This is a genomic window from Streptomyces poonensis (assembly GCF_014650915.1).
Classification (GTDB): Bacteria; Actinomycetota; Actinomycetes; order Streptomycetales; family Streptomycetaceae; genus Streptomyces; species Streptomyces poonensis.
Window position 1 is genome coordinate 1 of the sequence record NZ_BMVW01000028.1, and the last position, 24173, is coordinate 24173.

The window sequence follows — 24173 nt, forward strand, 5'->3', positions numbered from 1 at the left end:
GGGCCTCGCCTCGGTCGCCGGCCCGCTGCTGGGCGGGCTGCTCGTCGACGCCGACCTGTTCGGTCCGGGCTGGCGCACGATCTTCTGGGTCAACGTGCCCGTCTCGATCCTGGCGCTCGTCATCGGCGCGAAGGTGCTGCCGGAGTCCCGCTCCGCCTCGACCGCGCGGCTGGACCTGCCGGGCGCGCTCCTCGCGGCCACGGGCATCCTTCTCCTGCTGCTGCCGATCATCCAGACCGGGGCCTGGGGGTGGACCTGGGGCAGCTACGCCCTCCTGGCGGCCGGGATCGTCGTGCTCGCGATCTTCCTCGCCCACGAGCGCCGCCTCACCGGACGCGGAGGCGAACCCGTCTTCGACCCCGCCCTGCTGAGGATCCGCGCCTTCACCGTCGGCCTGAGCGCTTCGGTGCTGTTCTTCGGCGGCCTCGGGTCGTACTTTCTCACCCTCTCGGTCTACCTCCAGAACGGGACCGGCCGGACCGCGTGGGAGACCGGCCTGGTGATCCTTCCGTACGCGCTCGGCTCGGTCATCACCTCCGGGCTCGGCGTCGCTCTCGCCGCCAAGGCAGGCAGGAAGCTCCTGGTCACCGGCTCGCTGACCATCGCGGCCTCTCAGCTCGTCCTGTGGTCCGTCGTCAAGGACGGCAACGAGCCCGGATACTGGCTCCTCGCCCTGGCCCTCTTCATCGGCGGCCTCGGCCTCGGGCTCGCCGCGCCCATCCTCGTCAACGTCGTCCTCGCCGGCGTGCCCGGGCGCAACGCGGGCGCCGCGGGCGGAGTGCTGTCCACCGTCAACCAGATCGGCGGCGCCGTCGGCATCGCCGTGCTCGGCACGGTCTTCTTCACCTCCGTCACCGGTTCGGCCGTCGGCGGAGCACCGGCGCTGCCCGACTACGGTCACGCGCTCGGCATCGTCCTGATCGTCTCAGCCGCGCTCTACCTCATCACGGCACTCGTGATGCTCGCACTCCCGAAAGCCGCAGTCGAGCACGCCGAGTAGAGCATTCGTTCCACGGCCGATCCGATCACCCACCGAAGTCCGACAGTCGAGTCTCGCTGGATTCTTCAGCGCCGATGACTGTTCCTGGGTTCCTCAGGACGCCGACCGGGATCGGCCGTCACGACAGCCCGGAGTGTCAGCGGCATGCCGCTGACGTCGAACCCGTCACACATCTGCCGCAAGGCGGCCTCGATGAGCCGTCGCATCTCCTCCGCCGGCACGCGGCCTCGACCGACCAGCCGGTCGAAGACGGCAGATGGCTCCTCACTCCCGGTATGAGTCTGCGTAGCGGGTGGCGATGGCGGTGGCGCGGGTGCGCAGGGAGGTGCGCAACGACTGCGGGGCCAGGGCTTCTGCGTCCATGCCGAGCTGCCACAGCGCCCATTCGGCGTGTCGTGGATCCTGGTAGGTCACCTCCAGCCGGAGCCAGCCGTCCGCGTCAGGGTCCTCTGCGCGGACGGCCAGCGCGGTGTCCAGCAGGCCCTCCCGCCGCGCCGGGTTCACCCGTACCAGCACGGTGATGTGGTCGCCGTCGGAGAGGAACTGCGCGGAGCGTTCCCTCCAGATCCGGTCCAGATCGACCCGGTTCGGCCGCTGTGCCATTACGGGGAGTTCCTCGGCGGCCAGCACCCGCGACAGCCGGTACGTACGGTCCGCGCCGGATCTCGTCGCCAGCAAGTAGCCCCGGTCGCGTACGGTGACCAGGCCGATCGGGTCCACCGTGCGCCACCGTGGAGTCTGGCCTGCGGCCGCGTAGTGGATCCGCAGCTTGCGCCCGGCGAGTACCGCGCGCCGGACCTCGATCATTATGGTGTCGGGTACCTCCTCAGTGACCAGCCGGCGTGAGAGCAGGTCGGCCTGCGGGTCGACGAGGAATCGCTGGGCCGCATCGCTCGCGGCGGCCCGGTGGCTTTCAGGCAGCGCGTCGACCACCTTCCGCAGGGCTGAAGCGAGCGCCGGGCCGAGGCCGAACACCTGCTCGCCGCGCCCCGATCCGGCGGCCAGCAGGGCAAGGGCCTCGTCGTGGTTCAGTCCGGTGAGCTCGGTCCGGAAACCGGGCAACAACGCGAACCCGCCGTGCCGGCCGCGTTCGGCGTAGACCGGGACACCGGCCGCGGACAGCGCCTCGATGTCGCGCAGCACGGTGCGGGTGGACACTTCCAGCTCGCGGGCCAGCGTATCCGCGGTCAGCCGACCGCGCTGGCGCAGCAGTAGTACCAGTGAGACCAACCTGTCGGCGCGCACACGAGAACCGTAAGGCAATACATGACCAAGGGTGTCACGTATTGCTGTGAGGCTCGTGCACACGACGCCGGGGCCGGCGGCTACCGAGCCCACAGGCGTATGCCCTCCAACGAATCGAGCTGATGTGGCAATGGAACGAACGGCGGTCAACCCGGTGACGTGGTCGACGGACATGGGCTTCAACCAGGGGGAGGTCGTCTCCGGGCACACACGGACCCTGTACATCTCGGGGCAGACCGCGATGAGCGGCGAGGGCAAACCCCAGCACGACGGTGACATGGCGGCGCAGTTGGCGCTGAGCCTCGACAACCTCGAGGCCGTGCTCGGCGAAGCCGGCATGTCTCTCGCGGACCTGGTCCGGCTCAACGTCTACACGACCGACGTCGATCTGCTCCTCCAGCACTACGGCGTGCTGGCGGCGCGGTTGGGCGCCGCCGGGGTGACGCCGACCTCCACGATGCTCGGGGTGACGCGACTGGCGATCCCCACCCTCATGGTCGAGCTCGAGGGGACCGCCGTCGCGTGATGCGACAGCGACGTGCGCCGTGTCCGCGAAGGCCCCTGCTGCTCGTGCCGGTTCCACCGGCACGAGCAGCAGGGGCGGCGACCACAGTTACCTCGAAACGACTCCCGCACTGAGATACAAAGCCACAGGACCCAGGCGGCTGCTCCGATACTGGATCGTGGGTCCTGGGCGACCTCTTGCAGGTTGCCTGCATCCTGCTCAGCCGCTCCAGCGCACCCGGGACAGCGGCGGAGCGAATACCGTTCTGGTCCCATTAGCGAAGACGCGGGGGCTGGCGAAGCTGCTGTGGTGCGGCGTGCGGTGAGACCGCTCAGAGCGGATCTGGCGGCTCTGAAACACCACTGCCAGCCACCCGAAAAGGCGAACCGGAACACGAAGCGTTCCACGAACGGGGAACCGATTCGGGGACGCTTCATGTTCCGCCTTCCGTCGATTACATCGGCTAAAGGCAATGCTGTTGTTTCAACCGGCGGGCGTAGGCTGCTTGGCAGTGGCCGCGGGGGGTGGTGCGGGTGTCTGCGAGTGTGTCCGAGTTATCGGGCCTGGGGCTGCTGACCTGGGTATATCCGCCGGGGCTGGTGGACCGGGTGGTGGCCGCCTGCAGCCGGGCGGAGCGACGAAAACGCCTGCTGCCGGCCCGGCTGGTGGTCTACTTCGTGCTCGGACCGGCCCTGTTCTCCCCGGCTCCGTATCTCAAGGTCATGCGGCACCTGGTTAAGGGCCTGCGGGGCCCGGCGCGGGCTGCTGGGCGACTGGCGCATCCCGGCGAGGTCGTCGCTGTTTCGGGCCCGACACCGGCTGGGGCCGGAGCCGTTGCGGGTGCTGTTCACCACGACTGCCAGACCACTGGTCACCGAGGAGACGCCGGGGGCGTTCTGGCGGGGTCTGCGGCTGCTGGCGGTGGACGGCATCTGCTGGGACGTTGCCGACACTGCGGCCAATGAGTCCGCCTCGGCTGCCCGGGCAACAGCCGCGGGCCGGACTGTCGGCGTACACGTGAACCGGGCTCAGTTGATGATGCGCCGACCACGGGTTCTCGTCAGTCCGCAATGGACGGTCGACAGCGTCAGAGGGCCGGGCACTTCTCATGCCACCTTGATGACAACCTTGCCCGAGGTGTGACCGTTCTCGACGGTGGCGAGGGCGGCCGGGGCGTCGGAAAGCAGATGGACCGCGGTGATTACGGGTGCGAGGAGTCCGTCGAGGGCCAGCCGGGCCGACCGCTCCAGGTTCTCGCGGTCGACGCGACGCTCGACGAAACGCCCACCGAGATCGGGCACAGACATATCACCCACAGCTATGACGTTGCGGGGATCCTGGGCCAGCGGAGCGACCGTCCGCAGCGAGGTGCCTCCGGCCAGGTCGACGATCCCGTCGAAGCCGTCCGGAACCAGCTCGCGTGCCGTGGCGGCGACGTCCTCGGCGGTGTAGTCGATGAACCGCACCCCGATGGCCTCGGCGTGCTCGCGTTTGGCGGTACTCCCGGTGCCGATCACACGCAGCTCGCGCCCGACAGCCAGCCGGGCGACGGCGAGGCCGACCCCGCCCCCGACTCCGTTGACCAGGACCGTGGCACCGGCCGGGAGGCCGAGCTGGTCGAGCACGTCCACCGCGGTCGTCCCGGCTACTGGCAGCGTTGCCGCCACGGTCGCGGACAGACCCTCCGGGATGCGCGCGGTGTTCGGCGCGGACAGCACCGTCGTCTCGGTGTAGGTGCCGCCACCGGTGAGTGCGAAGCCGAAGACCGCGTCACCCACCTCGAGCCCGTTGACGTCCTCGCCCCGGGCGAGAACGGTTCCGGCTGCCTCCATGCCCAGCACGCGGGGAAACGGACGCCCCCCGTCGAGCCCGTCGACCAGACCCGAGCGCAGAAGGTGGTCGAGGGGATTCACGCCGGCGACGTCGACCCGGATCAGCACCTCACCGCGACCGGGGACGGGGTCGGGACGGTCGAAGAACTCCTGCACCTCGGGCCCGCCATACCTGCCGAAACCCCACGCCTGCCCCATCTTCCGCCGCCTCTCGTATGACCGACCCGGTGATTCCGGGCGTTGCCGCCATCCTCACCTCTGACATTGATGTGAGGGGCAACCGGCTGAGATGCAGATCACAGCATCAGGCCGACTGCGCCACCGGTTCCGGGGCCGTGGACAGCTCCGCCCGGTGTCGGCTGTTGGCCCTGATCAGCACGTCGAGTGCATCCCGGGTCTCGATCAGGTGCGCGATCTCGGCGTCGATCCGGTCGCGCTCGCGCATCATCGCCGTGAACGTCTCCTCGGCGACGCCCAGGTCACCCGGGACGTCCACACACGGCAGCACAGTCGCGATCACCCTGCTGGACATACCCGCGTCGAACAGCTGTCGGATGAGTGACACGCGCTGGACCGCAGCATCGGAATAGTGACGCTGCCCCGCGTCAGAGCGTGAGCTGGTCAGCAGGCCCTGCTCTTCGTAGTACCGCAGTGAGCGCGGACTCACGCCCGTGCGCTTGGACAACTCGCCTATCCGCATCCCTGAGAGCCTACGCCCGCCTGCCCCAGGTCCAGACCGCCGTCGAGCCATGGACGCTCGCGGACACCCCCACGGCCGCAGGGTTGTCCTCCCGGTCCCACGACTGAGCACGTTCGTCCGTACACGCCTGAGCACTTTTCTCGGTACGCCGACAGGCCGCCGCGCACGGAAGTTCGGCGACACCAGCGCAGGCGCCGACGGCCGGGGAGACGATGGACGTCGGCAGGCCCGGCCGACCCAGCGCGAGGAGATGGCCATGGGATGGGTGGACCCGAAGTGGATTCCGGCGCTGCGGGCTGACGGCCGCTATACACGGCTGCTCAACCTGACCCAGCGGCTGCTCGCGGAACGGGAGCGCCTGATGCCCCAGTGCACGAACTGCCAGGGCGGCCAGGTCACCGTCCGCGACCCGGACGGCCGCGAGTACACCGCCGACTGCCCGGCCTGCGACGGCACCGGCGTACTGCCCGAACGCGCCGACAACGAAGACGACGGCCGAGCCGGCGGCCGCTGACACCCCGCGCCGCACGACAGGCGCGTGTCGTTCGCCCTGTCGTTCCCCACGTCGTCTCCACCGTCGTTTCCGGGGCCGCGCCTGGACACGACACCCCCGGCCCGGCCGAAGGGGCAGGCCAGGGCAGGAGGGAGCCACCACCGGGCGCGGACGACCGTATATCCGGTCCTCACGCAGCACCGGTAATCCGGCGCTGCAGGGGAGGTGCCGGGCGCCCGACGAGCGGAACTGCCGGAACTGCGACGGGACCAACACGACCCCGGCCCCGCCCGGACCCCTGCCGAGTAGGCCGCCTGCGGACGACGCTGCTGCCGCCCGGCGCAGCATCAGGCAGCGCTCCACGCGTGGGCGTGACCACCGCGCCATTCGACCCACTGCGGATCGTCCAGGACGCCCGCGGGATCGCTGATGCCAGCGCCTTCGAGAAACACCACCAGGTCGTGGTCGCTCTGTACACGGTGCCGAGGATCTCGTCACGGCCATGATGGTGCGCGGTGACTCTCCGCCCGCCCGTGCGGGAGGGCCAGTGCACGACGATCGGCGCGCTGGTCAGGCTTCCCTGGCCGCTTCCCGCTCGCGGGCCAGCTGCCGCAGCTCGGTGCGCGCCGCCGGCACCGCCGGGACGGTCCTCCAGTACGGGTGCCACCACAGGCGTACCGACAGGCGCAGCAGACGCCGACGCAGGGCCGCGGTGTCATCCGGCCGCACCGCGAGCGCGGTGTAGGTGGCGGTCCAGGCGTGCTGGGTCTGTATCAGGTCGTCGGGGAAGTCGGTGGCGTGCATACCTGCATTAGATCGCTTGTTCGATTTCTTTGTCATCTCGGATATTCCGCCGGAGGTGCTGACCAGCCGCGGTCGGGGGCCTGTCGCATCACGGGCAGGGACACGGGACGGGCTGGCGATCCCTCCGCCGGTACGACGATTGCGCTCCCACGGGTGACGCGCATCGGTCCGCTCTCCGCACCCTCGGGTGCGGCCGCTATCACCGGCACATGAGCAACACTGTGCTGCGCGGCCTGGCCGCCGCCGGGCGAAGCTGACCGTCGGCAAGCTCGCCGCGTTGGCCGGCCTCGGGCTGGAGTGGGCAGCCACGGAAGGAACGGCGTGATGACCGCACGCGAACAGGGCGCGGGAAGCAGGAGGCCAGCGCTGACCTGCGTCAGCGGATGGGCGACTTCCAGAGCATGGCGGTCAACGCCCGGACGCGGGTCCACGCGGTCCTCGCGGCCGCCGGGCTGGAGCCGGATGAGGCGGACGAATTTGTCTGCGCGCTCAAGGCCCGGCGCCGTCGCCGGGGCGCACTGCTGGGTGGAGGAACTGAACGGCTGCGCCCCGGACGCTCACGGCACCGCGTACGGGGAGGGCTGGGACAGCGCCGTGGGCAAGGCGTTGGACGTACTGGCCTCCACCGCTGCCAACGCCATCGGCAGCGGGGATACGCTCACGTCACCCGGTCACTGCTGATCGGCGGGGACATCCTTCGCAACCAGCCCGCGGCCACGGACCAAGTCGGGCCCGCTGCCGCCCCCGCTCCTTCCGGCCAATGAGGAGACAGGCGGAGCGGTTGTGCCCGGCGTGTGCTCATACCAGCAGGACGCCTCATGGTTGCCGGATGCCTCTCGGAAAGTCGACGATCGACGGCGCAGGCCTCGCCCGCACCCAGCTCACTCCCTATCGCGACGCCTGTCCTGGTTCTTGAGGTTGCGGCCTGCGCCACTGGGTGACTTCAGATAGGCGAGCTCGGTCTCTGCGTCCCGCAACTTGGCGTACAGGTAGATGCATGCGCCGATGGAGGCTCCGAGGGCGGTAGAGGTCACGCCCAGAGCTGCCGCCAGACGCTTGGTGCGCTTTCCTCCAGTTGGCGCGGCCTCGCTTTTGCAGATGCCGACGTGGCCCGTCTCCTGTGAGTGCCGCTGTAGATCTTCGAGACCGTCAGCCTGGAAAGGGCACTCCGTGCACACGTATTCGGTCATCAGTTGATCCCCCCAACGGAACCTAGATTGCCACAGGTTGAGTTCATCCGCGCACCACTTGGTCATCGTCCAGCCCGGCGCCAGCCGGAGGGCAACCGCCGACCCCGCAGCGGCTTCGTTCCAGGGCCTACACGCACTGGGGTGCGATGCCCGGAGTTTCTGAGCTGCGAAACCGCACTGGTGTGCGTGTAAACCCTGAGATCTTGGGCCGCTCCCCTTTCGGAGGGCTGCCTGCCCTGGTCTCTCCTCCCGTTGGCGCTTGACGTCGCTTTCGGTCAGTTGTCGGCACGCTTCCTCTCGGTGGTGCGCATCCTGCGGGCCATGTCTACCTGCGCACGGATCACGGCCTCGAACAGGGCGTCCGGATCGCCGTCGGGTCCGGCGTTCGCGGACAGCAGCGCGGTGACGAGACTGGCGAGGACGGTGACCAGGTCGGCCGTCCCCACTGGGCCGCGGACTTCGATCAGTTTCCTTACGGCGTCGTCGATGCGGTCCATCGCTTCCTCGCCCTGGAGGAACAGCCCGAGCCGGTCGGCGAGGAACATACGGACGACCGCCACGCCATCGGCCAGGGCGGTGTCCACGTTGAAGTCGGCGCGCGCCTTCTCCGTCTCCTTGAGCACGGCTGGCATCGTGTACGTCCGCTGCTCCGGTATGAGGCCCTGCTGCCGCCATTCCTTGTACGGGATCGGGCCAGCGGCGTCGCGGCGGGCCCGGTGTTGGTCGGTGGGGCGGCCGCCCGCGGTGCGGCAGGCGCGTCCTGCGGCCGTCTTGCACGTGGGGCATTCGAGGCGCCGGAACCAGTCGCGCACGAGCTGCTGCTCGGACCCGGAGCGCAGGTGCCTGCGCCACTCGCCCCACGTGTTCTGCGGCCCGTTCTCCGTACCCATCGACCGTCCCCTCAGCCCTGTGGTGCGTGCTGTACGCGATGCCGTGACGATGACCGTACCGGTGGAGGCGCTATGTCCGGGGCGGAGAGCGTGACGGGGCCTACGGGGCGGGTTACCGGTCTGGGGGCGGTGTGTCCGCGGCCCGGCGGTAGCGGCGTGCTGCGGTGTCCTCGCTGACGCCCAGGGCCGCCCCGATCTCCGCCCAGCCGTCACCCGGCGCCCGGTCCGCGGCCACCGCGGCCGCCACCGCCAGGTGCGCGGCCTCCAGCAGCTCCAGCGCCGCACGGGTATACGGGGCGCCGGGACGACCCAGCTCCGGCCGGGCCCGGTCCCACCACGCGGGCTGTTCCCAGCCGGGCCGACCCGCCTCGGCGTCGAGCACGGCCGCCAGGCCCCGGGCCTCGTTCGCCACCGTGTACGCCGCCGACCGCAGCAGGTGCCGTTCCTCCGCCATGGTCTCCAGCCGCGCGCCCCGGCGGGCCAGGCACCGGTCGAGGAGCGCGAGGAACCGCCGGCTGCTCGACCGGCAGCGCTCCGAGCAGTACCGCCGCGGACGCCCGCCGCGGACGCCGGCCTCGGGCAGCAGCTCGGCGCACCCGGGCCCCTGGCAACGCTGCCGCACGACGACCGCCTCCCCTGGCGGCCGGATACCGCACGCCCGCGGACTGGCCCGACCGGCATCCACCAGGTTTCCGGCCGCCCCCGGCCGCAGGCAAGCCGTGGCCACGACCGGGAACGGCTACTCGGCCGTGCTGTAGTCGGGCACGCGACGCCCGTCGTCGAGGCGCCGGTACCTGCCGGGCGGGACATCGGCGTCCAGGGGCAGCACCGGCCGCCCCGTGCCGAGGACGACCGTCGAGTCGCCCGACCCGCCGGTCAGGATGAGCGGAGACCCGTCGCCGGTACCGCACTCGGTGGTGGGGCCGACGGGGACGATGACCTCGATCGGCGTGGAGTCCTCCAGCCCGGCCAGAAGGAGACGGAGCGCCCCCACCGTCAGCGCGTGAGCGGCGTGCTCATAGCGGTAGACCATGAGGCGAGCGTTCCACCCCGCGAGCCGCATGTCGGGGAAGCGCGCGGCGCACACGGTGGGGTGAATCCGGCGCCGGCCGAGAACCCCGGCGCAAACGGACGCGTGCGTCAACAAGGTGGCCTCGTGGTGCGTCTTCCGGTTCCGTGTCCCCCGGGTCGGTGCGGTCGTTGGCCGGGGCGTCAGGTGTTCATCCGACGACACGGAGATGTGATGAACCGTGCGCGGGGCGCCTGGCCGTCCGTCCCGGCCGCCCCGATTTCGCGGGGCCGAGAAACATGAGGAAGCCCATGAGGCGCTACAACCTCCCCGCGCACTGGAAACGCCATCTGGTCCCGCTCGGCCCGGCCACCGCGCTGACCGCCGCCCTGACCGGCACCGCCCTGATGGCCGGGGCCGGGATGGCGGCCGCCGACACCAACACCGGCACCCAGAAGACCACCATGCTCTGCAACATGGTGCTGCTCTCGCCCGGCGCGCACGTCGGCGGCTGCCGCAACGCCCAGGTCACCGGCCAGGACATGGTGAAACACGGCACCGCCAACACCGCCCTCGTCGACTACGCCAAGGCCGAGACGGCCGCCGGCCTGCTGCCCTGACCTCTCCGGCGTCCGTGTCCGGCGCGGCTTCGGCCGCACGCAGGCGCCACCCGCCCCATCCCACCGTCCCTTTTTTCGAAAGGCACGCCCATGCACGCGCTCCTGCGCCCCACCGCCCTGCTGGCCCTCGTCGGCGCCCTTGCAGCGGCCGCCGCCGGCACCGCCGCGGCCGACACCAACAAAAGCCAGCAGACCTCCAACATCAGCGGCCCCACCGCCCCCGTCCTGTCCCCCGGCACCGGCCCCGGCGACAACCACCAGAGCAGCCAGCAGGCCATGATCAAGCGCCACACCACCAACTGGTCCGTCATCGACTACATCGAAGCCCCCGGCCTCCCCAGCGTCGCCGCCGGCCTCTGACCCCGGCCCGGCGGGGCCGGCGGCGGGCACCTCCTCCCGCCACCGGCCCCGCCGACATTCATGCCCTGCTCCGCAATGTCGGTTCGACCGAGGACACGGAGCAAGCACCGCACCCCGGACGAACCAAGGAAGTCGCCCATGCCCCCGTACCCGACCGCTCTGGCCACTGTGCTGCTGGCCACCACCACTGTCCTGGCCGTCGCCGGTGCCGCCAGCGCGGACACCAACAAGAGCCAGCAGACCTCCACCCTCAGCGGACCCGCCACCCCACTGCTCTCCCCGGCCGCCGCCCGCCCGGACAGCGGCCAGGCCAGCCGGCAGCACATGGACAAGGCTCACACCAGCAACTGGGCCGTCGTCGACTACCTCGGCGGCACCTACTTCACTTCCATGCCGGACGAGGACGCGATCACGGTGGTGGGCCCTGACACCTACCTGGAGGCGCTCGCTGCCGTGACCGACTGTGCGGGCAACCTGATCGAGCCGGACGAAAGCTGCGACCCCAGCTCCAGCACGTGCGGCGAAGAGTAGGTTGCGGACTCCGCAGACGAAAACCCATGCCGTCATCGCTGGCAGGACCTCGGTACCTCACCCAAGACAGGCACCGGCACCGTCGGTTCTGTCGGTCTCTAATGAGGTACTGACGGGGCATCGCCGGGCGTTCCTCCTCGCCCACCCCTGCATCCCTGGGACCGCTCCGCGCCGACCGCAGACAGCGCAGAGCGGTCATACGGCCGGGCTCGCGCCGTGCAGCGGCGCCGCGCTTCCCACAGGCGCTACCCCGGGGCCCATGCCGAAGAGGTTCCGGCACGGGCCCCGGGGCAGTCCGACCCTCAGCCAGAGAGGGAACCCCGACCCCATAAAATCGAATACATGACCGATTCCCGTCCGCCGTCCCGTCTCGAGCTGCTGGCCTTCGCCGAACGCGTCGCCGAGCAGCAGCTGGCGCAGGTGCGCCGGTGGAAGGCGGCGGAGGAGCGGCGGGTGGCGGAGCGGGAGCGGGGTGTGGCGGCGCGGCCGGCGGCGCCGGAGTGGACTGTGGAGCGGAGCCTGGGCGGTGGGCGGGCGTCGGCGGTGTACGTGCACGCGGGCGGCTGCCACATGGCGGGCAAGCGCGCGAAAGGCGTGACACGGGATGTGGCGGTGCGGGCACTGGCGGAGGGTGTGGAGGCCTGCCCGCACTGCCGCCCGGACACCGAGCTGGGCGTCCTGGAGTAGCGCGATGGGCGGCCGGCGTATGCCTGCCCGTTCAGATCACGTCCTGGGTCGCGCCCTAGAAGGGCCTGTCTCCTTGGGGTTTTCCCGCGTTCAGGTGGTTTGCCGTCTCGTGGCGCGTCTTCAGGGCTTGTGCAGCGTTGCCCGGTTGTCCGGCCGATCTGCGGTCCGGCCCACTCGTCGCCGCAGGAGGCTGTCGACCGGAGTCAGCCGCTGGGCGCGGCGATCACCAAGCGAAGGAGTCGCACCATGGCAACCTTGAGATCTGGCGTCTATCGCATCGTCAGCTGGCCCGGCGCAAACGGCCCCGAGGCGCGGGTTCTCACGGCCTCGGAAAATGGTGTGACCGTTACGGCTCCGGGGGCTGCGCCGGAACGAGAGCAAGAGTTTTCCGTGGAGGTCCGCGAAGACGGCACCCTCGCCGCCATCCAGATTCCCGCCCGCCTCTTCCCCTCTCGTTCCCTGAGTTACAAGGAGCCGGAGGCAGGCGAGAGGGTGATCCTGGGGCCGTTGAGTGATTTCCCCACCCGTGAGTGGACGATCGAGCCAGCTCCGCAGTCGCCGTTTCCGCCCCCCTACTTCATCCGTGTTCTCGACAAGGAGCTGCAGGTGGTGGTGTCGCCGAAGAAGATCTTCCCGCCTGAGCTCGACCTGGCGCCTTCCAACTCCGACCTCCAGAATGCCTGGGCGTTCCTGCCCGTCGAGACGGATTAGCCGCGTGTCATCCAGGTGAGGACACCATCCCCCTGCGCATGGCGTTCAGCGTCCCCCCGGCAGCAGCTCCGGCGGCGCCGTTCCGATCGGCTTCCGCACCACCCGCGGCCAGGGGCGCTGCGGACCCACCGGGCAGGCCTGGCGGCCGCTGTCGCACACAGGCAGCCCTGAGCCGCCAGGGTGGCCGCTCACGGCTTCAGTACAGGCCTGCGGGGCCAAAACGCGCGAGTGCGGCGCGGACGCGACAGCGCGACAGGTACCCGTAACGGCCGGGGCAGGCGGCGGGACGGGCCTCAGCCGCGTCTAGTGGTCGGGGTGGACGGCCCTCACGCCGGTCCCCTCGTACACCCCGGGCGTCAGGGTCAGCAGGTAGCGGCCGCCGGGGAAGTCGGCGGAGGGCTGGGCGGCGTGGACGGCTTGCACGGTCGCCCATGAGTGCCCGGCGCGGAGCAGTTCGGTGGCGGTGAGGGCGGCCGCGGTGTCGAAGGGCCCGAGGCGGATGAAGCGCAGGCCGTTGATGTAGGCGAGCAGGCCGGGCCGTTCGGTGTCGCCGGCGGTGAGCGATAGGACGGGGGCGTAGAGGGTGCCCAGGCCGCCCGAGGCCTGCACGTAGAAGGCGGCTACCGCCTCGTTGTGCGGGTCCTTGGGGTCGTACAGGGCGGTGGCGGTGGTGTGGTCCAGGACCACGGCGATCGGCGCCACTTACGCGGCCGCCGGATCCTGGCCGGCACCGAGGCGCTCCAGCAGGCCACGGGCCTTCGCCTCGGCCTCCTCGCCCGAGACGACCTCTCCCTCGGCTGGGGAGTCGGCCACCGCGGAAGCCCTCAGTGGATCGCCATCCACCGGACGGGAGCCAGTTCCGCCTGCGGTCGTCAGGCAGGCATCTTTCCCATTCAGCAGCGGACGCGCGCGCTCCAGGTGCTCGAGCTCGTCATGGCCGAAGCGGTAGACGTGGTAGCCCATGAGCTTCAGGTCGCGCTCCGCGACCATGGTGGCGGCGTACTTGCGCATGCTGGGGTGTCTTGCCGTGGTTGTCGGTGAAGTGCTGGCTTCCGTCGACCTCCAGGACGATGCGCCTGTAGGCGGGCATCAGCAGCAGGAAGTCCATGCGGATGTGCTGTTGCGCGCGTTCGCGGCGTTGGTAGATCGTCTGGTGGTCCCAGTGCAGCCACACCTCGGGCAGCAGGGCCGGCAGATCATCGGGTTCGTGCTGGTAGATGTTGTAGTACAGCCAGTACAGGTTGTCCTGCCCCGGTGATTCCTCGGGCAGGCTGGCCCGCATCCGGTCGAACAGCGACGATCTGACACGTTCGCTGTCGGTGATGCCGTGCTTGTCCTTTTCCCCCTGCTCGGCTACAATTTCTCGCCCCGTTTCCGCGACCTGGCCGACCAGAGGTTTTGACGGGCGGAGCTGCCCGGGGTGGAGACCGGTGGGTACGGGCCGCTGGAGCCGCTGGCCTGCAACAAGGTGAATCTGAACAAGGTGATCACGCAATGGCCGGACATGCTCCGGGTGGTCGGTTCCCTGGTCACCGGGCAGGTCCGCGCCTATGATCTGCTGCGGATGTTCGGCCGCGAGGGACGTCCCACCCCGCTGGGCACCGCGTTCGCCGAGTACGGACGGATCGCCAAGACCCTGCACCTGCTCCGGGTGGTCGACCCGGTCGACGACACCTACCGGCAGCTCACCGTGCAGGAGTCCCGCCACAAGCTCGCCCGGGACATCTGCCACGGCAAGCGCGGGCAGATCATGCAGGCGTACAAGACGGGCCAGGAGGACCAGCTCGGCGCGCTCGGTCTCGTGCTGAATGCCGCCTTACTGTGGACGACCCGCTATCTCGACGCCGCAGTCGAGGAGTTGCGGGCTCTGCCCGCCGAGGAGCGCGAGCACGATGTCCTGGACGAAGACGTCGCCCGCGTCTCCCCGCTCAAGCACCGCAACCTGAACCTGCTCGGCCGTTACAGCTTCACCGCCAGCATCCCGGCCGTCGGCGCCCTGCGCCCGCTGCGTGACCCGGACGCGCCGGAGCTGGACGAGGACGACGGCTATGACGGCCGTTGAACGGCCGGTCCAGCAGCGGTACGTCCTGGCGCTCGGATACGGCCATGGCTGGTGGGTCCGGTGCGGGTTCGTGGACCGCCGGGCAGACACCTGTGACCGCTGCGGTCTTCCTGACCGGGTGTCCCGGCGGCGCATTGATATTCGAGCGTGGCTTTGGCCGCGGCGGGTCGTTGGTGATATCACCAGTCCGCCGAGTGTGCTCCAGGCGGGTTAAACATGCACGCAACAGGAGGAAGCGCATGGAGATCGGTATGTCGGACAAGCGGGTTGCTGTCGGCCGGACGGGAGCGCGGGTTGCCGCGGTGGGGGCTGTGGTGGGTGCTGCGGCGGGTGTGGCGCTGGTGCCGGCCGGTGCGGCGCACGCGAACATCATCGGGATCGGCAATGCCGCGTTCGGTAACAGCTGCACGAACGTGGGGGCTGCACAGTCACGCGGCGCGACCACGGCGTCTGCCGGCGCGGCCTCGGGCAACGTGACGCAGCTGCCGCTGAACCTCCAGCGCAACCAGTGCGGGAACAGCGGCATCGTCTGCGCCGGCTGCGGCGGGTGATAGGAGTATGGGTGTCGGGGTGATGGATGCGGTTGTACTGCCAAGTGAGGCGATGCTGGAGTTCGCGGCGCTGAACGGCCGTCACCTTCCGCTGCTGCGGGAGTGGGTCGCCGGCCATCCGGATGCCGGTGTGCCGCGGGCGCTGCTGGCGTGCGTGGAAGCGGACGGGCTGGGGGGTGAGGAGCTGGGGGACGAGGAGCTGAAGGCTCAAATGGCTGGCGCGTTCAAGGCCGCGAAGGCGGAGAACGGACGTGCGGCCAGTCTCGTCTACGGCCTCTTCCTCACCTCGCTGCGCCAGCACCGCCTGGCCGCGGAGCACTTGCTGCGGCATTTCGCCGACTACCCCGGTGACGAGGTGGCCGGTCTGATGCTGGGCGTCTTCCACGCCAGCGCTGACCCCGCTCTGCAACGGGCGGGGGAGGCGCTGACCGAACAGCAATACCAGTTCATGGGCCCACAGTCGTGGGCGTGGGCGTCGTGGCTGTCGTGGGTGCGTGCGGAGCAGTGCCGGCCGCAGGAGGCCATCGCGCTGTCCGAGCACGCCCTGGGTCTGTTTCCCCGCTCGGGTGTGGCGGTCCACGCCCGCGCGCACGCCGATCACGACCTGGGGGCGGGGGCGGAGTCGGTGGCCCGGGTGGACGGGTGGCTGGCGGAAAACCCTGAGGCGGTGCAGCTGCGGCACCTGAACTGGCATGCCGCGCTTCAGTCGATCGCCTGCGGTGACTTCGTCGAGGCGCGCCGGCGTGCCGATGAGGTCCTGAAGCGGTCGGACGTGGGCATGCGCGCGGCAGCGAACTGGCGGCTGCTGCTGGCCGGACAGAGCCCGGCCCGCCTGTCCGAGCCGGATCACGTGCGGGAACTGCTGGCCGCACCGGAAGCGATGGCCGACACCCTGCACACCTTCAACCTGGCCCTCGCCCTGGCCTGCGAAAGCGCGGTGGAAGATCTGCAACGTCTCGCGGCCACCGCCGAAGGCGATGAGCGCGAGGCGTTCCGCGAGGTGGTGGCGCCCGTGGCGCGGGCCCTGGCGTACGTGTGCGCCGGAGCGCCCGGACAGGCGGTGACGCTACTGGAACCGCTGGGGGATGCCCTGGAAGGTCTGGGAGGTGTGCGGGTGGAACGGGAGATCGTCCACGACACCCTCGCCCGCGCCCTGGCCGAGACCGGACAGGGCGAGCGAGCCGCGGCCCTGCTGGAGGACCGCCTCACCCGGCGCACCCACCACCGCTACGAGGACCTCCTCCTCACCCCCCGCCCGGCCACGGCTTTCCCTGCGGTTCCCGCACCGTGACCATCGGCCTTGGCGGCCCGGGCCCCTGACCGGGCCGCCTCTACCCGGAAGACTCTCCCCCTCATGCAGCAGCTGGTCGTCGTCTACCTGCCCGGCAGCGGCATCGAGCTGCTGCACCCGGCCCTCACCGCACTGGGGTACACCCCCCGCGGCACACTGAACTCACTCGCCGAACCCTCAACCCCCGCCCGCCCCGGCGAGGTCTACCCCCTCCTTCAAGCCGCCTACGGCGAAGACGAAGCCACCCGGCTCCTGCACGACTACCACCACGACACCCGCGACCCCGCCGCCCTGCAAGAAGCCTGGGGCGATGCGCTCCTGACCCTGTGGCGGGTGTGGTGGCAACGCCTGGGCCAGCCCGTCACCGCCCACACCCCCCTCGACGCAGCCGTCGAAGAACGCCTGACCCGCCTCGATGACACCCGCCTGATCAGCCTGCTCCCCGGCCGCAACGCCTGGTACATCAACGCACTCGACCTCACCCGCGCCGACTCCGGCCTGCTGCGCCACTGGCACGCGACCGGCCACCCAGCCGTCGTCCACCTCGAGCGCAACCCCGGCGACCGGATCACCAGCCTGATCCAGCGCCTGTGCCGCCAGGACGGACGCGTGGGCACCATCTCCACCCACCTCGTCTACCGGGACATCCTCACGTCCCTGCCCACCATGGACGCCCGCCTCACCCACGCCCTGAGCGATCCCTACTTCCCCGGCAACACCGCGGCCCGCCATACTGCCTGGCTGCGCCACCACCCGGCCGTCACTACCCTCACCTGCGAAGAACTCGCCGGCCCCGACTACGGCGGCACCACCCAGGCCCGGCAGGCCGCCCTCAGCCGCCTGACAGCCGCGCTGGGACACCCCCACCCCACACCAGCCGCACTGCCCGGCCCCCCAACCGACCGCCCCGACCTGACCACCGGCATCTTCCACCAGCACGCCGGCCCCCACCACAAACACCTCCTCGACACCCTCCACACGCCAGCTGGCGGACACCCGCAGCCGTAACCCGCACCGACAACAACTCGCCGATCGAGACTCCCGTACGCGCGCGACGGGCCCGGCTGGCGGCAGGTGCAGCCCTCGCGTGACCACCGGGGTTGTACGGACTTCCGGAGAGACCTTGCGATGGCCGCAGGCCACCACGCAGATCCTGTGCACTGACGGACGATGTTCGACCAGGACATGGACCGGACCACGGGACACCTCAGCCGAGCCGAGCCGCAGACTTCCGCCCGCGCGTACGTGCTCGGCCTGCCGCCTGTCGCCGCAGGATGGCACCCTCAAGTGATCAACGCACCACCCGCGGATGATCATGTGGTCGTGGAGGCACAGGTGCGTGGCTACGGGTTTTCGCCGGCTCAGCAGGACGAGATCTGGAGACGTTGGCGCGAGGGGCAGTCGTTCAGCTTGATCGGGCGGGCACTCGGGGCACCGATGCAGCACGCCCGTCGCTTCCTGTACCAGAGCGGCGGTGTCCGTCTCGCCCCGCAGACGCGGTCAGAGCGGCATCTGAGCGGCAGCGAGCGCGAGGAGATATCCCGCGGCATCGCCGCCGGGGAATCGGCCCGACAGTTGGCCAAACTGCTGGGCCGGTCCCCTTCGACCGTCTCCCGGGAGATCGCCCGCAACGGCGGCCGGGACCGCTACCGAGCCGCCACGGCCGATGCAGCCGCCTACGAACGCGGGCGCCGGCCCAAGCAGGCCAAGCTCGCCCAGCGGCCCGCTCTCCGCGCCCTGGTGGAGGCCAAGCTGGCTCTGTGCTGGTCACCCGAGCAGATTGCAGGATGGCTGCGACGGCAGTTTTCCGGGGACGCCGCCATGCGGATCTCGCACGAGGCGATCTACCTTTCGCTCTACGACCCTCGCCGGCGCCAGGCGATCGACCGCAGCCTCACCCGGCGGCTGCGGTCAGGCAGGCCCATGCGCCGTCCGAAGGTCGCCCGCCGGCCCACCGGGCGGGGCATCATCCGCGGCATGGTGTCCATCACCGCCCGCCCCGCCGAGGTCGAGGATCGCAAGGTTCCCGGCCACTGGGAGGGCGACCTCGTGATGGGCACCCGGCCCTCGGCCGTCGCCACGCTCGTCGAGCGCACCAGCCGCTACACGGCCATCGTCGCGCTGCCCGACGGCATCAAGGCTGAGCAGGTCACTCCGCACCTCACCAGGAGTCTCCTCGGCATCCCGCCCCAGCTACGGCGAACGCTCACCTGAGACCGGGGCCGGGAGATGGCCGAGCACCAGGCCATCACCGCCGAGACCGGGATGCCGATCTACCTGTGCAAGCCGCGCAGCCCGTGGCAGCGCGGCACCAACGAGAACACCAACCGGTTGCTGCGGCAGTACCTGCCCAAGGGCGCGAACCTCCACACCTTCAGCCAAGCCGACCTGGACGCCATCGCCCACGAGCTCAACCATCGTCCGCGCAGGACCCATGGTTATCGCACTCCGGCAGAGGTCTACGCTGACCTGCTGAACAGCGGTGATGCGCTGACCGCTTGAGCTCGCCACCGCTAGCTTGACGCTGGCAGTGCTCGCACAGGTGCGGGAGCGACTGACGAGGCCGAACACTAAGGCCGGGTTCACCCGCGAAGGCGTGATGCGCGCCGTGGGATTCCGCGACGGGCAGTGGCGGGACGCGGTGCGGTACGCGGTGATACCAGGAGACACCGCGCGGCCGGACACGGCCGAAGGGCCGGAGTCCGGCCGCGCGTGACCGCCTCCGCCCGGTCCTGTCGCCCGGGCGGGTTCTCGTCGTGCCTCGCGGGCGGGCGGCGCGTTGCCAGGCGCGCGGATCAAGCCCACCCCTGAGTCGACCGGCTCCATATCCCACAGCGGCCGGCCGAACCAGGCCCGCATCTGGTCCAAGTGCCCGACGTCCCCGCGGATGGCGCGGTCCGCCAGCCCCGCCGAAGCCCGCGCGAGGACGAACCCGGCGAGCACATCGCTCTCGAACTGCTTCAGTTCCTCCGCCGAGACCGGATCACGGAACTCACGCAGGTCGCGTACGGCTGCCAGCGCCAACCCGAGCCTCCTCGCCTTCACCCCGACCACAGATCGATCGGACGAGGTGAGAACGCTTCAAGAATCCTAATCATCTGTCGCTCAGCCACCACACAACCGCGCCGAAGGCCGCTGTGCCGGCCGCTGTCGCTGCTCCGCGCACCAGCGCGAACAGCACCGTGCGGGCGAGCCGCTTCCATGTCGCACCTGCCGTCTTGGAGCGTTGTGTCGTCATCGCCGTCCCTCTCACGTGGTGTTCGCCGTGATGAAGACCCTCGCTGACGGCCCCGTGGTGCTGGACGCGGTGCCGCAAGCTTTCGATGTCTTCGGACAGCCCTCACCAACGTCGTACGCGATGGCATGATTCTCGGACGGTATTGGACGGTTCTGGACGCCGGGGGGGCTGCAGACGTGGGGCGTGCCGGACGACTTCGCCGACCTGATCTTGCGGGAGCGCACGGAGAACTCAACACCGCGCTGCACCGGCTGCATCTGCTCGCCGGGCTCCCGAGCCTCACCGAGGTCGCCCGGACACTGAGTGGTGCCGGCATCTCGCGCAGCACCATTCACGACGCCTTCTGCAGCCGGCGGCTGCCCAAGTGGAAGGTCGTCGACGCGCTGGTGGAGGTTCTGTCCTCCCAGGCACCAGGCGGCCGGCCCGAAGAGGATCTGAAGGTGCTGTACGAGGTCTGGCTGCGCGCCGCGCAGGAGAGCGACGGGCGACCAGGCCCGGAGGGACGGTCCGGGGGAGGCCGGGAGACGGAGACCCGCGCGCTCCTGCGAGCCCTTCTGCCGTCGGGCGTGCTGCCGGTCTTCGAGGGCGTTGAGATGGCGGCTCGCTATCTGACAGCCACCGAGGACGATCGGTCGGGCGGGGACTGGTTCGACGTCGCTCCTCTTGAGGGCGGCAAGCTCGCCCTGGCCGCCGGGGACGTGATGGGGTCGTCGGCGCTCTCCCTGTCCCTGATGGCCCAACTGCGCGGAACCCTCAACACGCTGGTCCACCTCGGCCTTCCGCCTCATGACGCCCTGAACCGGCTCAGCGAACAGGCCCACCGCCTGGCCGGGGACCAGCTCGCCACCTGTCTCTGCGCCCTCTACGACGCCCAGGCAGGCACTGTCGCTCTCTCCAGCGCCGGCCACACTCCGCCCGTGCTGCTGGAGGCCGACGGCACCTGCACTGTGCTCGACGTACCGACGGGACTGCCGATCGGTCTCGCGGCGGACGCCTGCGAGACCGTCACCTACGACGTGCACCCCGGCACGACACTCTTCCTGCTCACCGACGGCCTGGTCTCGGCACCGGGCGAAGACATCTGGGAAGGCTTCGAGCGTCTGACGACAAGCCTGTCACGCGCGCAGAAGGCCGCAGAAACAGCGTCGCCGCCTCTGGAAGACCTGGTCGACGTAGCGATGAACGCCCTCATACAAGACGTCCGACACGACGACGCCGTACTGCTCGCAGCCCGCTTCTCCTGACCCCCTCTCCCTCGACAGCGCGGAGGGGGTCGGGCGGTCGACAGCGAGCTGTTACCCGTGTCAGCTGCGGGCGACCTGCCGCAGTCGTTGCTCGACGTCGTGGCGGTTGAAACGGTTCGTGCACGCGTACTGGGTGATGGCGCTCTGCACGGCGAACGCCGCCTCGAACCACACGGCACGCTGCCGCTGGCGCTCCGCATTGTCGGTCAGCTGCTCGAGCTTGCTGCGTTCGCGGTTGGCGGTCTGCTGGAGGGCGATCAGTTGACCAGGCAGGCCGGTGCTCTGCGCTGGGGCGCCGGCGTCCTGCTCGCGTGTCGGTGCGGGTGCCGGGATGGTGGGTGTCGCTGCTGCTTTCCTGACCTGTGGCGCGGGCTGCGCAGGAATCAGAGGTAGGGCGATGCCGGGGCCCGGTGTGAACGGCAGGGTGTGGGCGGACGTCGCTGCGGTGTCGGGCTGGCAGGTCGCCCATCGAGGCGCGACTGCGAGAACGCCACGCGATTGTCCACTCTCTCCTTGACCAAGGACACGGCATCCGGGAGATCGCCCGGGAACTGCACATGGGCGGCAACACCGTCCGCCGGGCCGCACGCGCTCAAAAACCCGAGCAGATGCTCAACGGCCGTCACCAGCCCCGGCCCAGTCAACTCGACCCCTTCAAGCCACACCTGGACCGGCGCTGGGCAGAGGGCCACACCAACGCCATCCGCCTGCACGCCGAGCTCAAGGAACTCGGCTATCAGGGCAGTTACCAGATCGTCAGCCACTACCTGCGGCCCCGCTGGCGTCAGCGCATTCGCGTCGTCGGCCCGGCGCCGCCGGGCGTCCGCCAGGTGACCGGTTGGATGATGCGGCACCTAGACCGTCTGCGGAACGCGGACCGGGAGCAATTCGCTGGCATCCTCAGTCGCTGCCCCGAACTGGCCGCGGCCGAACAACTCGTCCGGGGCTTCGTCGAAATTCTCACCACCCGCTCCGGCCAGCACCTCAAGGACTGGGTCAGCGCTGCCCAGGCCGAGGACCTCCCCGCACTCCATACCTTCGCGCACGGGCTGGAGAAAGACTGGGACGCCGTGCTGAAGGGACTGACCACCCGCTGGAACTCCGGACCCGTCGAAGGCCGCGTCAACCACATCAAGATGATCAAGAGGCAGATGTTCGGGCGGGCGAAACTCCCCCTCCTCCGTAAGCGTGTGCTCCTCACCGCTGCCCAGGGCCGTGCTGCTCGGCAGGACGCCGCCTTGATAGAACAGCGTCATGAGCTCGAACGAGGATCGGATCACGCAGGCTGAGCAGCACTTCGGGGTCCGGCTTCCCCAGGACTACCGGCACTTTCTGATCACACAGGGCAGCATGAGCCAGTTCGTCCTTCCGGCCGACGACTTCCTAATGATCGATGAGATCGCGGAGCTTATCGAGGTCAATAAGGCCGGCCAGTTCCAGGAACGATTCCCCGGGAGCCTCGTCATTGGCGGGGACGGGAGCCGCGAACTGCTCACCTATGACTTCCGGCAAGACCCGCCGCCTCTGGTTCTGCTCGACGTATCCGCACCGGACTGGTCATCCGCCATCCACCAGGCGTCTTCGCTCGCGTCCTTCCTTGAGGAATTCCCCCAGAGCGGCTGGAAGTGGGACGAGCCCGAACCTTGATCGCCCTCACGAAATGTGTGCCTGATCCGAGAAGGGGCGGCAGATGTTCACCGCTTCGGGCGGCAGTCCCGAGGGCCGCAGTGTTCGAATGGTTCACGAGCTGCGGCAGCACCGGTGGGTGGTGCTCAGTGGCGGTACGCGGCTGTCGCGATCTCGATGAAGGATCGGATCAACGGGTTGGTATTGCCTTCGTTCCACACCGCCACCACTCGGCTCGGCGCCATGTCGATCAGCGGCACCACGGCCAGCTCTGCGGGCAGGTCGTGCCCGAGCGGGGCGAGGCCGACCGTGCCGTTCCACAGCACGGCCTGCAGGCATTCCTGGACGGCGCGCACCACGGGGCCCTCGCGCGGCCTGCCGCCGTTCCAGTACGACTGCCAGACGGGGTCGGTGCCCTCTGGGAACTGGAACCAGCGGCGGTCGCTCAGGTCGGCCAGCCGCAGCCGGTCGCGGCGGGCCAGCGGATCGTCGGCGCGCAGGACCGCCCCGACCGGATCGGTCCGCAGCCCACGCACCGTCAGGGCGGTGTCGTCGAACGGCGCCCGAGTCAAGGCGACGTCGACCAGTCCGGTGCGCAGTCCGCACGTGGGGTCGGTCAGATCGGTGTCGCGGATGCGGATGTCGATGCCGGGGTGGCTTCGGCGGTAGGCGGCGGCCAGCCTGGACACTCCCGGGTCGGTACCGTCGCCCAGGATGCCGACGGTGATGGTCGCGACGCCGGCCGCGGCGCTCACGCGGACACGGACGCGGTCGGCATGGTCGAGCAGGGCCCGCGCCTCGTCGAGCAGGACTGTGCCCACCGGCGTGAGCGTGACACCAGCAGGCGAGCGGACGAACAGCAGGGCCCCGACATCCGTCTCCAACCGCTTGATCGCCCGGCTCAGCGGCGGCTGGCTCATGTGCAGTCGGGTGGCGGCCCGGCCGAAGTGGAGTTCCTCGGCGACCGTCACGAAGTAGCGCAAGGTCCGTAGCTCCACGCCGCAATGATACCCATGGGGTATCGGTGCTGCGGAATGGGTCTTGGACACGGGCAGAACCCCGGCGGTGCACTGGTGAGCATGACCGAAGCAGCAAAGACCAGCGAGTCGCAGACCGACCCCGCCGTATCGGTGGTGGGTCCCGGCGGCGGTGAGACGATCGTTCTGGGCACCACCCGCATGCGCGTTCTGGAGGACGGCAGCCACACCGGGCACCGCCTCGCGATCGCCGAGTCCGTCCTCGCCCCGCACACCCAGGGACCGCCGCAGCACCGCCACGGCCAACACGACGAGGGCTTCTACATCCTCTCCGGCACCGTGCGGTTCACCGTCGGGGACGAGGACCACGACGCCACCACGGGCACGCTCGTGATGGTTCCGCCCGGTACCCCTCACACTTTCGCCAACCTGACCGACCAACCCGCCGTCATGCTCAGCACCTTCACCCCTGACCTGTACGTGCAGTACTTCCGAGACCTTCAGGAGGTACTCGCTGACGGCCGGCCGCTGACGCCGCAGGCCAATCTCGACGCGATGAGCCGCTACGCGACCGAGCCCGCCACCGACCTCGCCTGAAGTCGACGGG

Annotated in this window: 29 protein-coding genes and 3 pseudogenes; 21 read left to right on the forward strand and 11 right to left on the reverse strand. The window is 70.0% G+C overall.

Annotation, left to right across the window (positions count from 1 at the left end):
* Window positions 1-1000, forward strand: a 1000-nt coding sequence (locus tag IE242_RS36075; RefSeq protein WP_189867090.1) for an MFS transporter, incomplete at its 5' end; no start/stop codon positions are given.
* A 264-nt stretch (window positions 1001-1264) separates the two neighbouring features.
* On the opposite strand, the gene IE242_RS36080 is transcribed toward IE242_RS36075, so the two are convergent.
* A complete protein-coding gene (locus IE242_RS36080) occupies window positions 1265-2245 on the reverse strand; it encodes a helix-turn-helix transcriptional regulator (protein ID WP_189867092.1) in 981 nt (326 codons plus the stop codon).
* A gap of 130 nt (window positions 2246-2375) precedes the next feature.
* Here IE242_RS36080 and IE242_RS36085 point away from each other — a divergent pair, with 130 nt between their 5' ends.
* From IE242_RS36085 to IE242_RS39400, 3 genes and pseudogenes are all read left to right on the forward strand, one after another.
* Window positions 2376-2771, forward strand: a complete 396-nt coding sequence (locus tag IE242_RS36085; RefSeq protein ID WP_189867094.1) for a RidA family protein — start codon at window positions 2376-2378, stop codon at window positions 2769-2771.
* A 524-nt stretch (window positions 2772-3295) separates the two neighbouring features.
* A pseudogene (locus IE242_RS39395) lies at window positions 3296-3493 on the forward strand (transposase domain-containing protein); the annotation flags it as partial.
* A gap of 37 nt (window positions 3494-3530) precedes the next feature.
* Window positions 3531-3893, forward strand: a complete 363-nt coding sequence (locus IE242_RS39400; protein WP_373299686.1) for a hypothetical protein — start codon at window positions 3531-3533, stop codon at window positions 3891-3893.
* Here IE242_RS39400 and IE242_RS36095 read toward each other — a convergent pair.
* Entirely contained in the window at window positions 3857-4780 is a 924-nt protein-coding gene (locus tag IE242_RS36095) for an NADP-dependent oxidoreductase (RefSeq protein ID WP_189867098.1), read from the reverse strand. The genes IE242_RS39400 and IE242_RS36095 overlap by 37 nt on opposite strands.
* A 106-nt stretch (window positions 4781-4886) precedes the next feature.
* Window positions 4887-5282 (reverse strand): MerR family transcriptional regulator, encoded by a 396-nt coding sequence (locus IE242_RS36100; protein WP_189867100.1) that lies wholly within the window; start codon window positions 5280-5282, stop codon window positions 4887-4889.
* A 256-nt stretch (window positions 5283-5538) separates the two neighbouring features.
* Between IE242_RS36100 and IE242_RS36105 the strand changes: the two genes are divergently transcribed.
* Window positions 5539-5796, forward strand: a complete 258-nt coding sequence (locus IE242_RS36105) for a hypothetical protein (protein WP_189867102.1) — start codon at window positions 5539-5541, stop codon at window positions 5794-5796.
* A 549-nt stretch (window positions 5797-6345) separates the two neighbouring features.
* Here IE242_RS36105 and IE242_RS36110 read toward each other — a convergent pair.
* On the reverse strand, window positions 6346-6579 hold the full coding sequence (locus tag IE242_RS36110) for a DUF8825 domain-containing protein (protein WP_189867180.1): 234 nt from the start codon (window positions 6577-6579) through the stop codon (window positions 6346-6348).
* A 477-nt stretch (window positions 6580-7056) separates the two neighbouring features.
* On the opposite strand from IE242_RS36110, the gene IE242_RS36115 reads away from it, so the two are divergent.
* Entirely contained in the window at window positions 7057-7260 is a 204-nt protein-coding gene (locus tag IE242_RS36115; protein WP_189867104.1) for a hypothetical protein, read from the forward strand.
* Window positions 7261-7460: 200 nt separating this feature from the next.
* On the opposite strand, the gene IE242_RS36120 is transcribed toward IE242_RS36115, so the two are convergent.
* From IE242_RS36120 to IE242_RS36135, 4 genes are all read right to left on the reverse strand, one after another.
* Window positions 7461-7769: a hypothetical protein gene (locus IE242_RS36120; RefSeq protein WP_189867106.1), complete on the reverse strand. Its 309-nt coding sequence runs from the start codon at window positions 7767-7769 to the stop codon at window positions 7461-7463.
* A gap of 275 nt (window positions 7770-8044) precedes the next feature.
* Complete coding sequence (locus tag IE242_RS36125; protein WP_189867108.1) at window positions 8045-8659, reverse strand: zinc finger domain-containing protein; 615 nt, start codon at window positions 8657-8659, stop codon at window positions 8045-8047.
* A 112-nt stretch (window positions 8660-8771) separates the two neighbouring features.
* Window positions 8772-9281, reverse strand: coding sequence for a hypothetical protein (locus IE242_RS36130; RefSeq protein WP_189867110.1), 510 nt, complete (start codon window positions 9279-9281; stop codon window positions 8772-8774).
* A gap of 117 nt (window positions 9282-9398) precedes the next feature.
* Entirely contained in the window at window positions 9399-9692 is a 294-nt protein-coding gene (locus IE242_RS36135; RefSeq protein WP_189867111.1) for a DUF6225 family protein, read from the reverse strand.
* Window positions 9693-9979: 287 nt separating this feature from the next.
* Here IE242_RS36135 and IE242_RS36140 point away from each other — a divergent pair, with 287 nt between their 5' ends.
* From IE242_RS36140 to IE242_RS36160, 5 genes are all read left to right on the forward strand, one after another.
* Window positions 9980-10288, forward strand: coding sequence for a hypothetical protein (locus tag IE242_RS36140; protein WP_189867114.1), 309 nt, complete (start codon window positions 9980-9982; stop codon window positions 10286-10288).
* A 90-nt stretch (window positions 10289-10378) separates the two neighbouring features.
* The gene (locus tag IE242_RS36145; protein ID WP_189867116.1) at window positions 10379-10648 is read left to right on the forward strand and encodes a hypothetical protein; all 270 of its coding nucleotides are present in this window, start codon (window positions 10379-10381) and stop codon (window positions 10646-10648) included.
* A gap of 138 nt (window positions 10649-10786) precedes the next feature.
* On the forward strand, window positions 10787-11179 hold the full coding sequence (locus IE242_RS36150) for a hypothetical protein (protein ID WP_189867118.1): 393 nt from the start codon (window positions 10787-10789) through the stop codon (window positions 11177-11179).
* A 342-nt stretch (window positions 11180-11521) separates the two neighbouring features.
* The gene (locus IE242_RS36155; RefSeq protein WP_189867120.1) at window positions 11522-11866 is read left to right on the forward strand and encodes a DUF6233 domain-containing protein; all 345 of its coding nucleotides are present in this window, start codon (window positions 11522-11524) and stop codon (window positions 11864-11866) included.
* A 246-nt stretch (window positions 11867-12112) separates the two neighbouring features.
* Window positions 12113-12577 carry a hypothetical protein gene (locus IE242_RS36160; RefSeq protein ID WP_189867121.1) on the forward strand — a complete coding sequence of 155 codons (465 nt, stop codon included), beginning with the start codon at window positions 12113-12115 and terminating at the stop codon, window positions 12575-12577.
* A gap of 303 nt (window positions 12578-12880) precedes the next feature.
* On the opposite strand, the gene IE242_RS36165 is transcribed toward IE242_RS36160, so the two are convergent.
* The gene (locus tag IE242_RS36165) at window positions 12881-13279 is read right to left on the reverse strand and encodes a PIN domain-containing protein (RefSeq protein ID WP_189867124.1); all 399 of its coding nucleotides are present in this window, start codon (window positions 13277-13279) and stop codon (window positions 12881-12883) included.
* The gene (locus IE242_RS36170; protein ID WP_189867125.1) at window positions 13280-13588 is read right to left on the reverse strand and encodes a hypothetical protein; all 309 of its coding nucleotides are present in this window, start codon (window positions 13586-13588) and stop codon (window positions 13280-13282) included.
* 16 nt (window positions 13589-13604) lie between these two features.
* Between IE242_RS36170 and IE242_RS36175 the strand changes: the two genes are divergently transcribed.
* The 9 genes and pseudogenes from IE242_RS36175 (at window position 13605) to IE242_RS36220 (ending at window position 22610) form a co-directional block, all read left to right on the forward strand.
* On the forward strand, window positions 13605-13835 hold the full coding sequence (locus IE242_RS36175; RefSeq protein WP_189867127.1) for a hypothetical protein: 231 nt from the start codon (window positions 13605-13607) through the stop codon (window positions 13833-13835).
* A 15-nt stretch (window positions 13836-13850) separates the two neighbouring features.
* Window positions 13851-14639 (forward strand): annotated as a pseudogene (locus IE242_RS36185) (Tn3 family transposase); the annotation flags it as partial.
* Between the two features lie 239 nt (window positions 14640-14878).
* Complete coding sequence (locus IE242_RS36190) at window positions 14879-15190, forward strand: chaplin family protein (RefSeq protein ID WP_229859943.1); 312 nt, start codon at window positions 14879-14881, stop codon at window positions 15188-15190.
* 52 nt (window positions 15191-15242) lie between these two features.
* Window positions 15243-16481, forward strand: coding sequence for a tetratricopeptide repeat protein (locus IE242_RS36195; protein WP_229859945.1), 1239 nt, complete (start codon window positions 15243-15245; stop codon window positions 16479-16481).
* A 63-nt stretch (window positions 16482-16544) separates the two neighbouring features.
* A complete protein-coding gene (locus tag IE242_RS36200; protein ID WP_189867136.1) occupies window positions 16545-17489 on the forward strand; it encodes a hypothetical protein in 945 nt (314 codons plus the stop codon).
* 327 nt (window positions 17490-17816) lie between these two features.
* A pseudogene (locus IE242_RS36205) lies at window positions 17817-18983 on the forward strand (IS30 family transposase).
* A 912-nt stretch (window positions 18984-19895) separates the two neighbouring features.
* Window positions 19896-20963: a PP2C family protein-serine/threonine phosphatase gene (locus IE242_RS36210; RefSeq protein WP_189867137.1), complete on the forward strand. Its 1068-nt coding sequence runs from the start codon at window positions 19896-19898 to the stop codon at window positions 20961-20963.
* A 557-nt stretch (window positions 20964-21520) separates the two neighbouring features.
* Window positions 21521-22252: a transposase gene (locus IE242_RS36215; RefSeq protein WP_189867138.1), complete on the forward strand. Its 732-nt coding sequence runs from the start codon at window positions 21521-21523 to the stop codon at window positions 22250-22252.
* Window positions 22218-22610: an SMI1/KNR4 family protein gene (locus IE242_RS36220; RefSeq protein WP_189867139.1), complete on the forward strand. Its 393-nt coding sequence runs from the start codon at window positions 22218-22220 to the stop codon at window positions 22608-22610. Before IE242_RS36215 ends, IE242_RS36220 begins: the two co-directional genes overlap by 35 nt.
* 125 nt (window positions 22611-22735) lie before the next feature.
* Here the strand turns inward: IE242_RS36220 and IE242_RS36225 are convergent, their stop codons facing one another.
* On the reverse strand, window positions 22736-23587 hold the full coding sequence (locus IE242_RS36225; protein WP_229859947.1) for a LysR family transcriptional regulator: 852 nt from the start codon (window positions 23585-23587) through the stop codon (window positions 22736-22738).
* Between the two features lie 81 nt (window positions 23588-23668).
* Here IE242_RS36225 and IE242_RS36230 point away from each other — a divergent pair, with 81 nt between their 5' ends.
* Entirely contained in the window at window positions 23669-24163 is a 495-nt protein-coding gene (locus IE242_RS36230) for a cupin domain-containing protein (RefSeq protein WP_189867140.1), read from the forward strand.
* The last annotated feature ends 10 nt before the right edge of the window (window positions 24164-24173 follow it).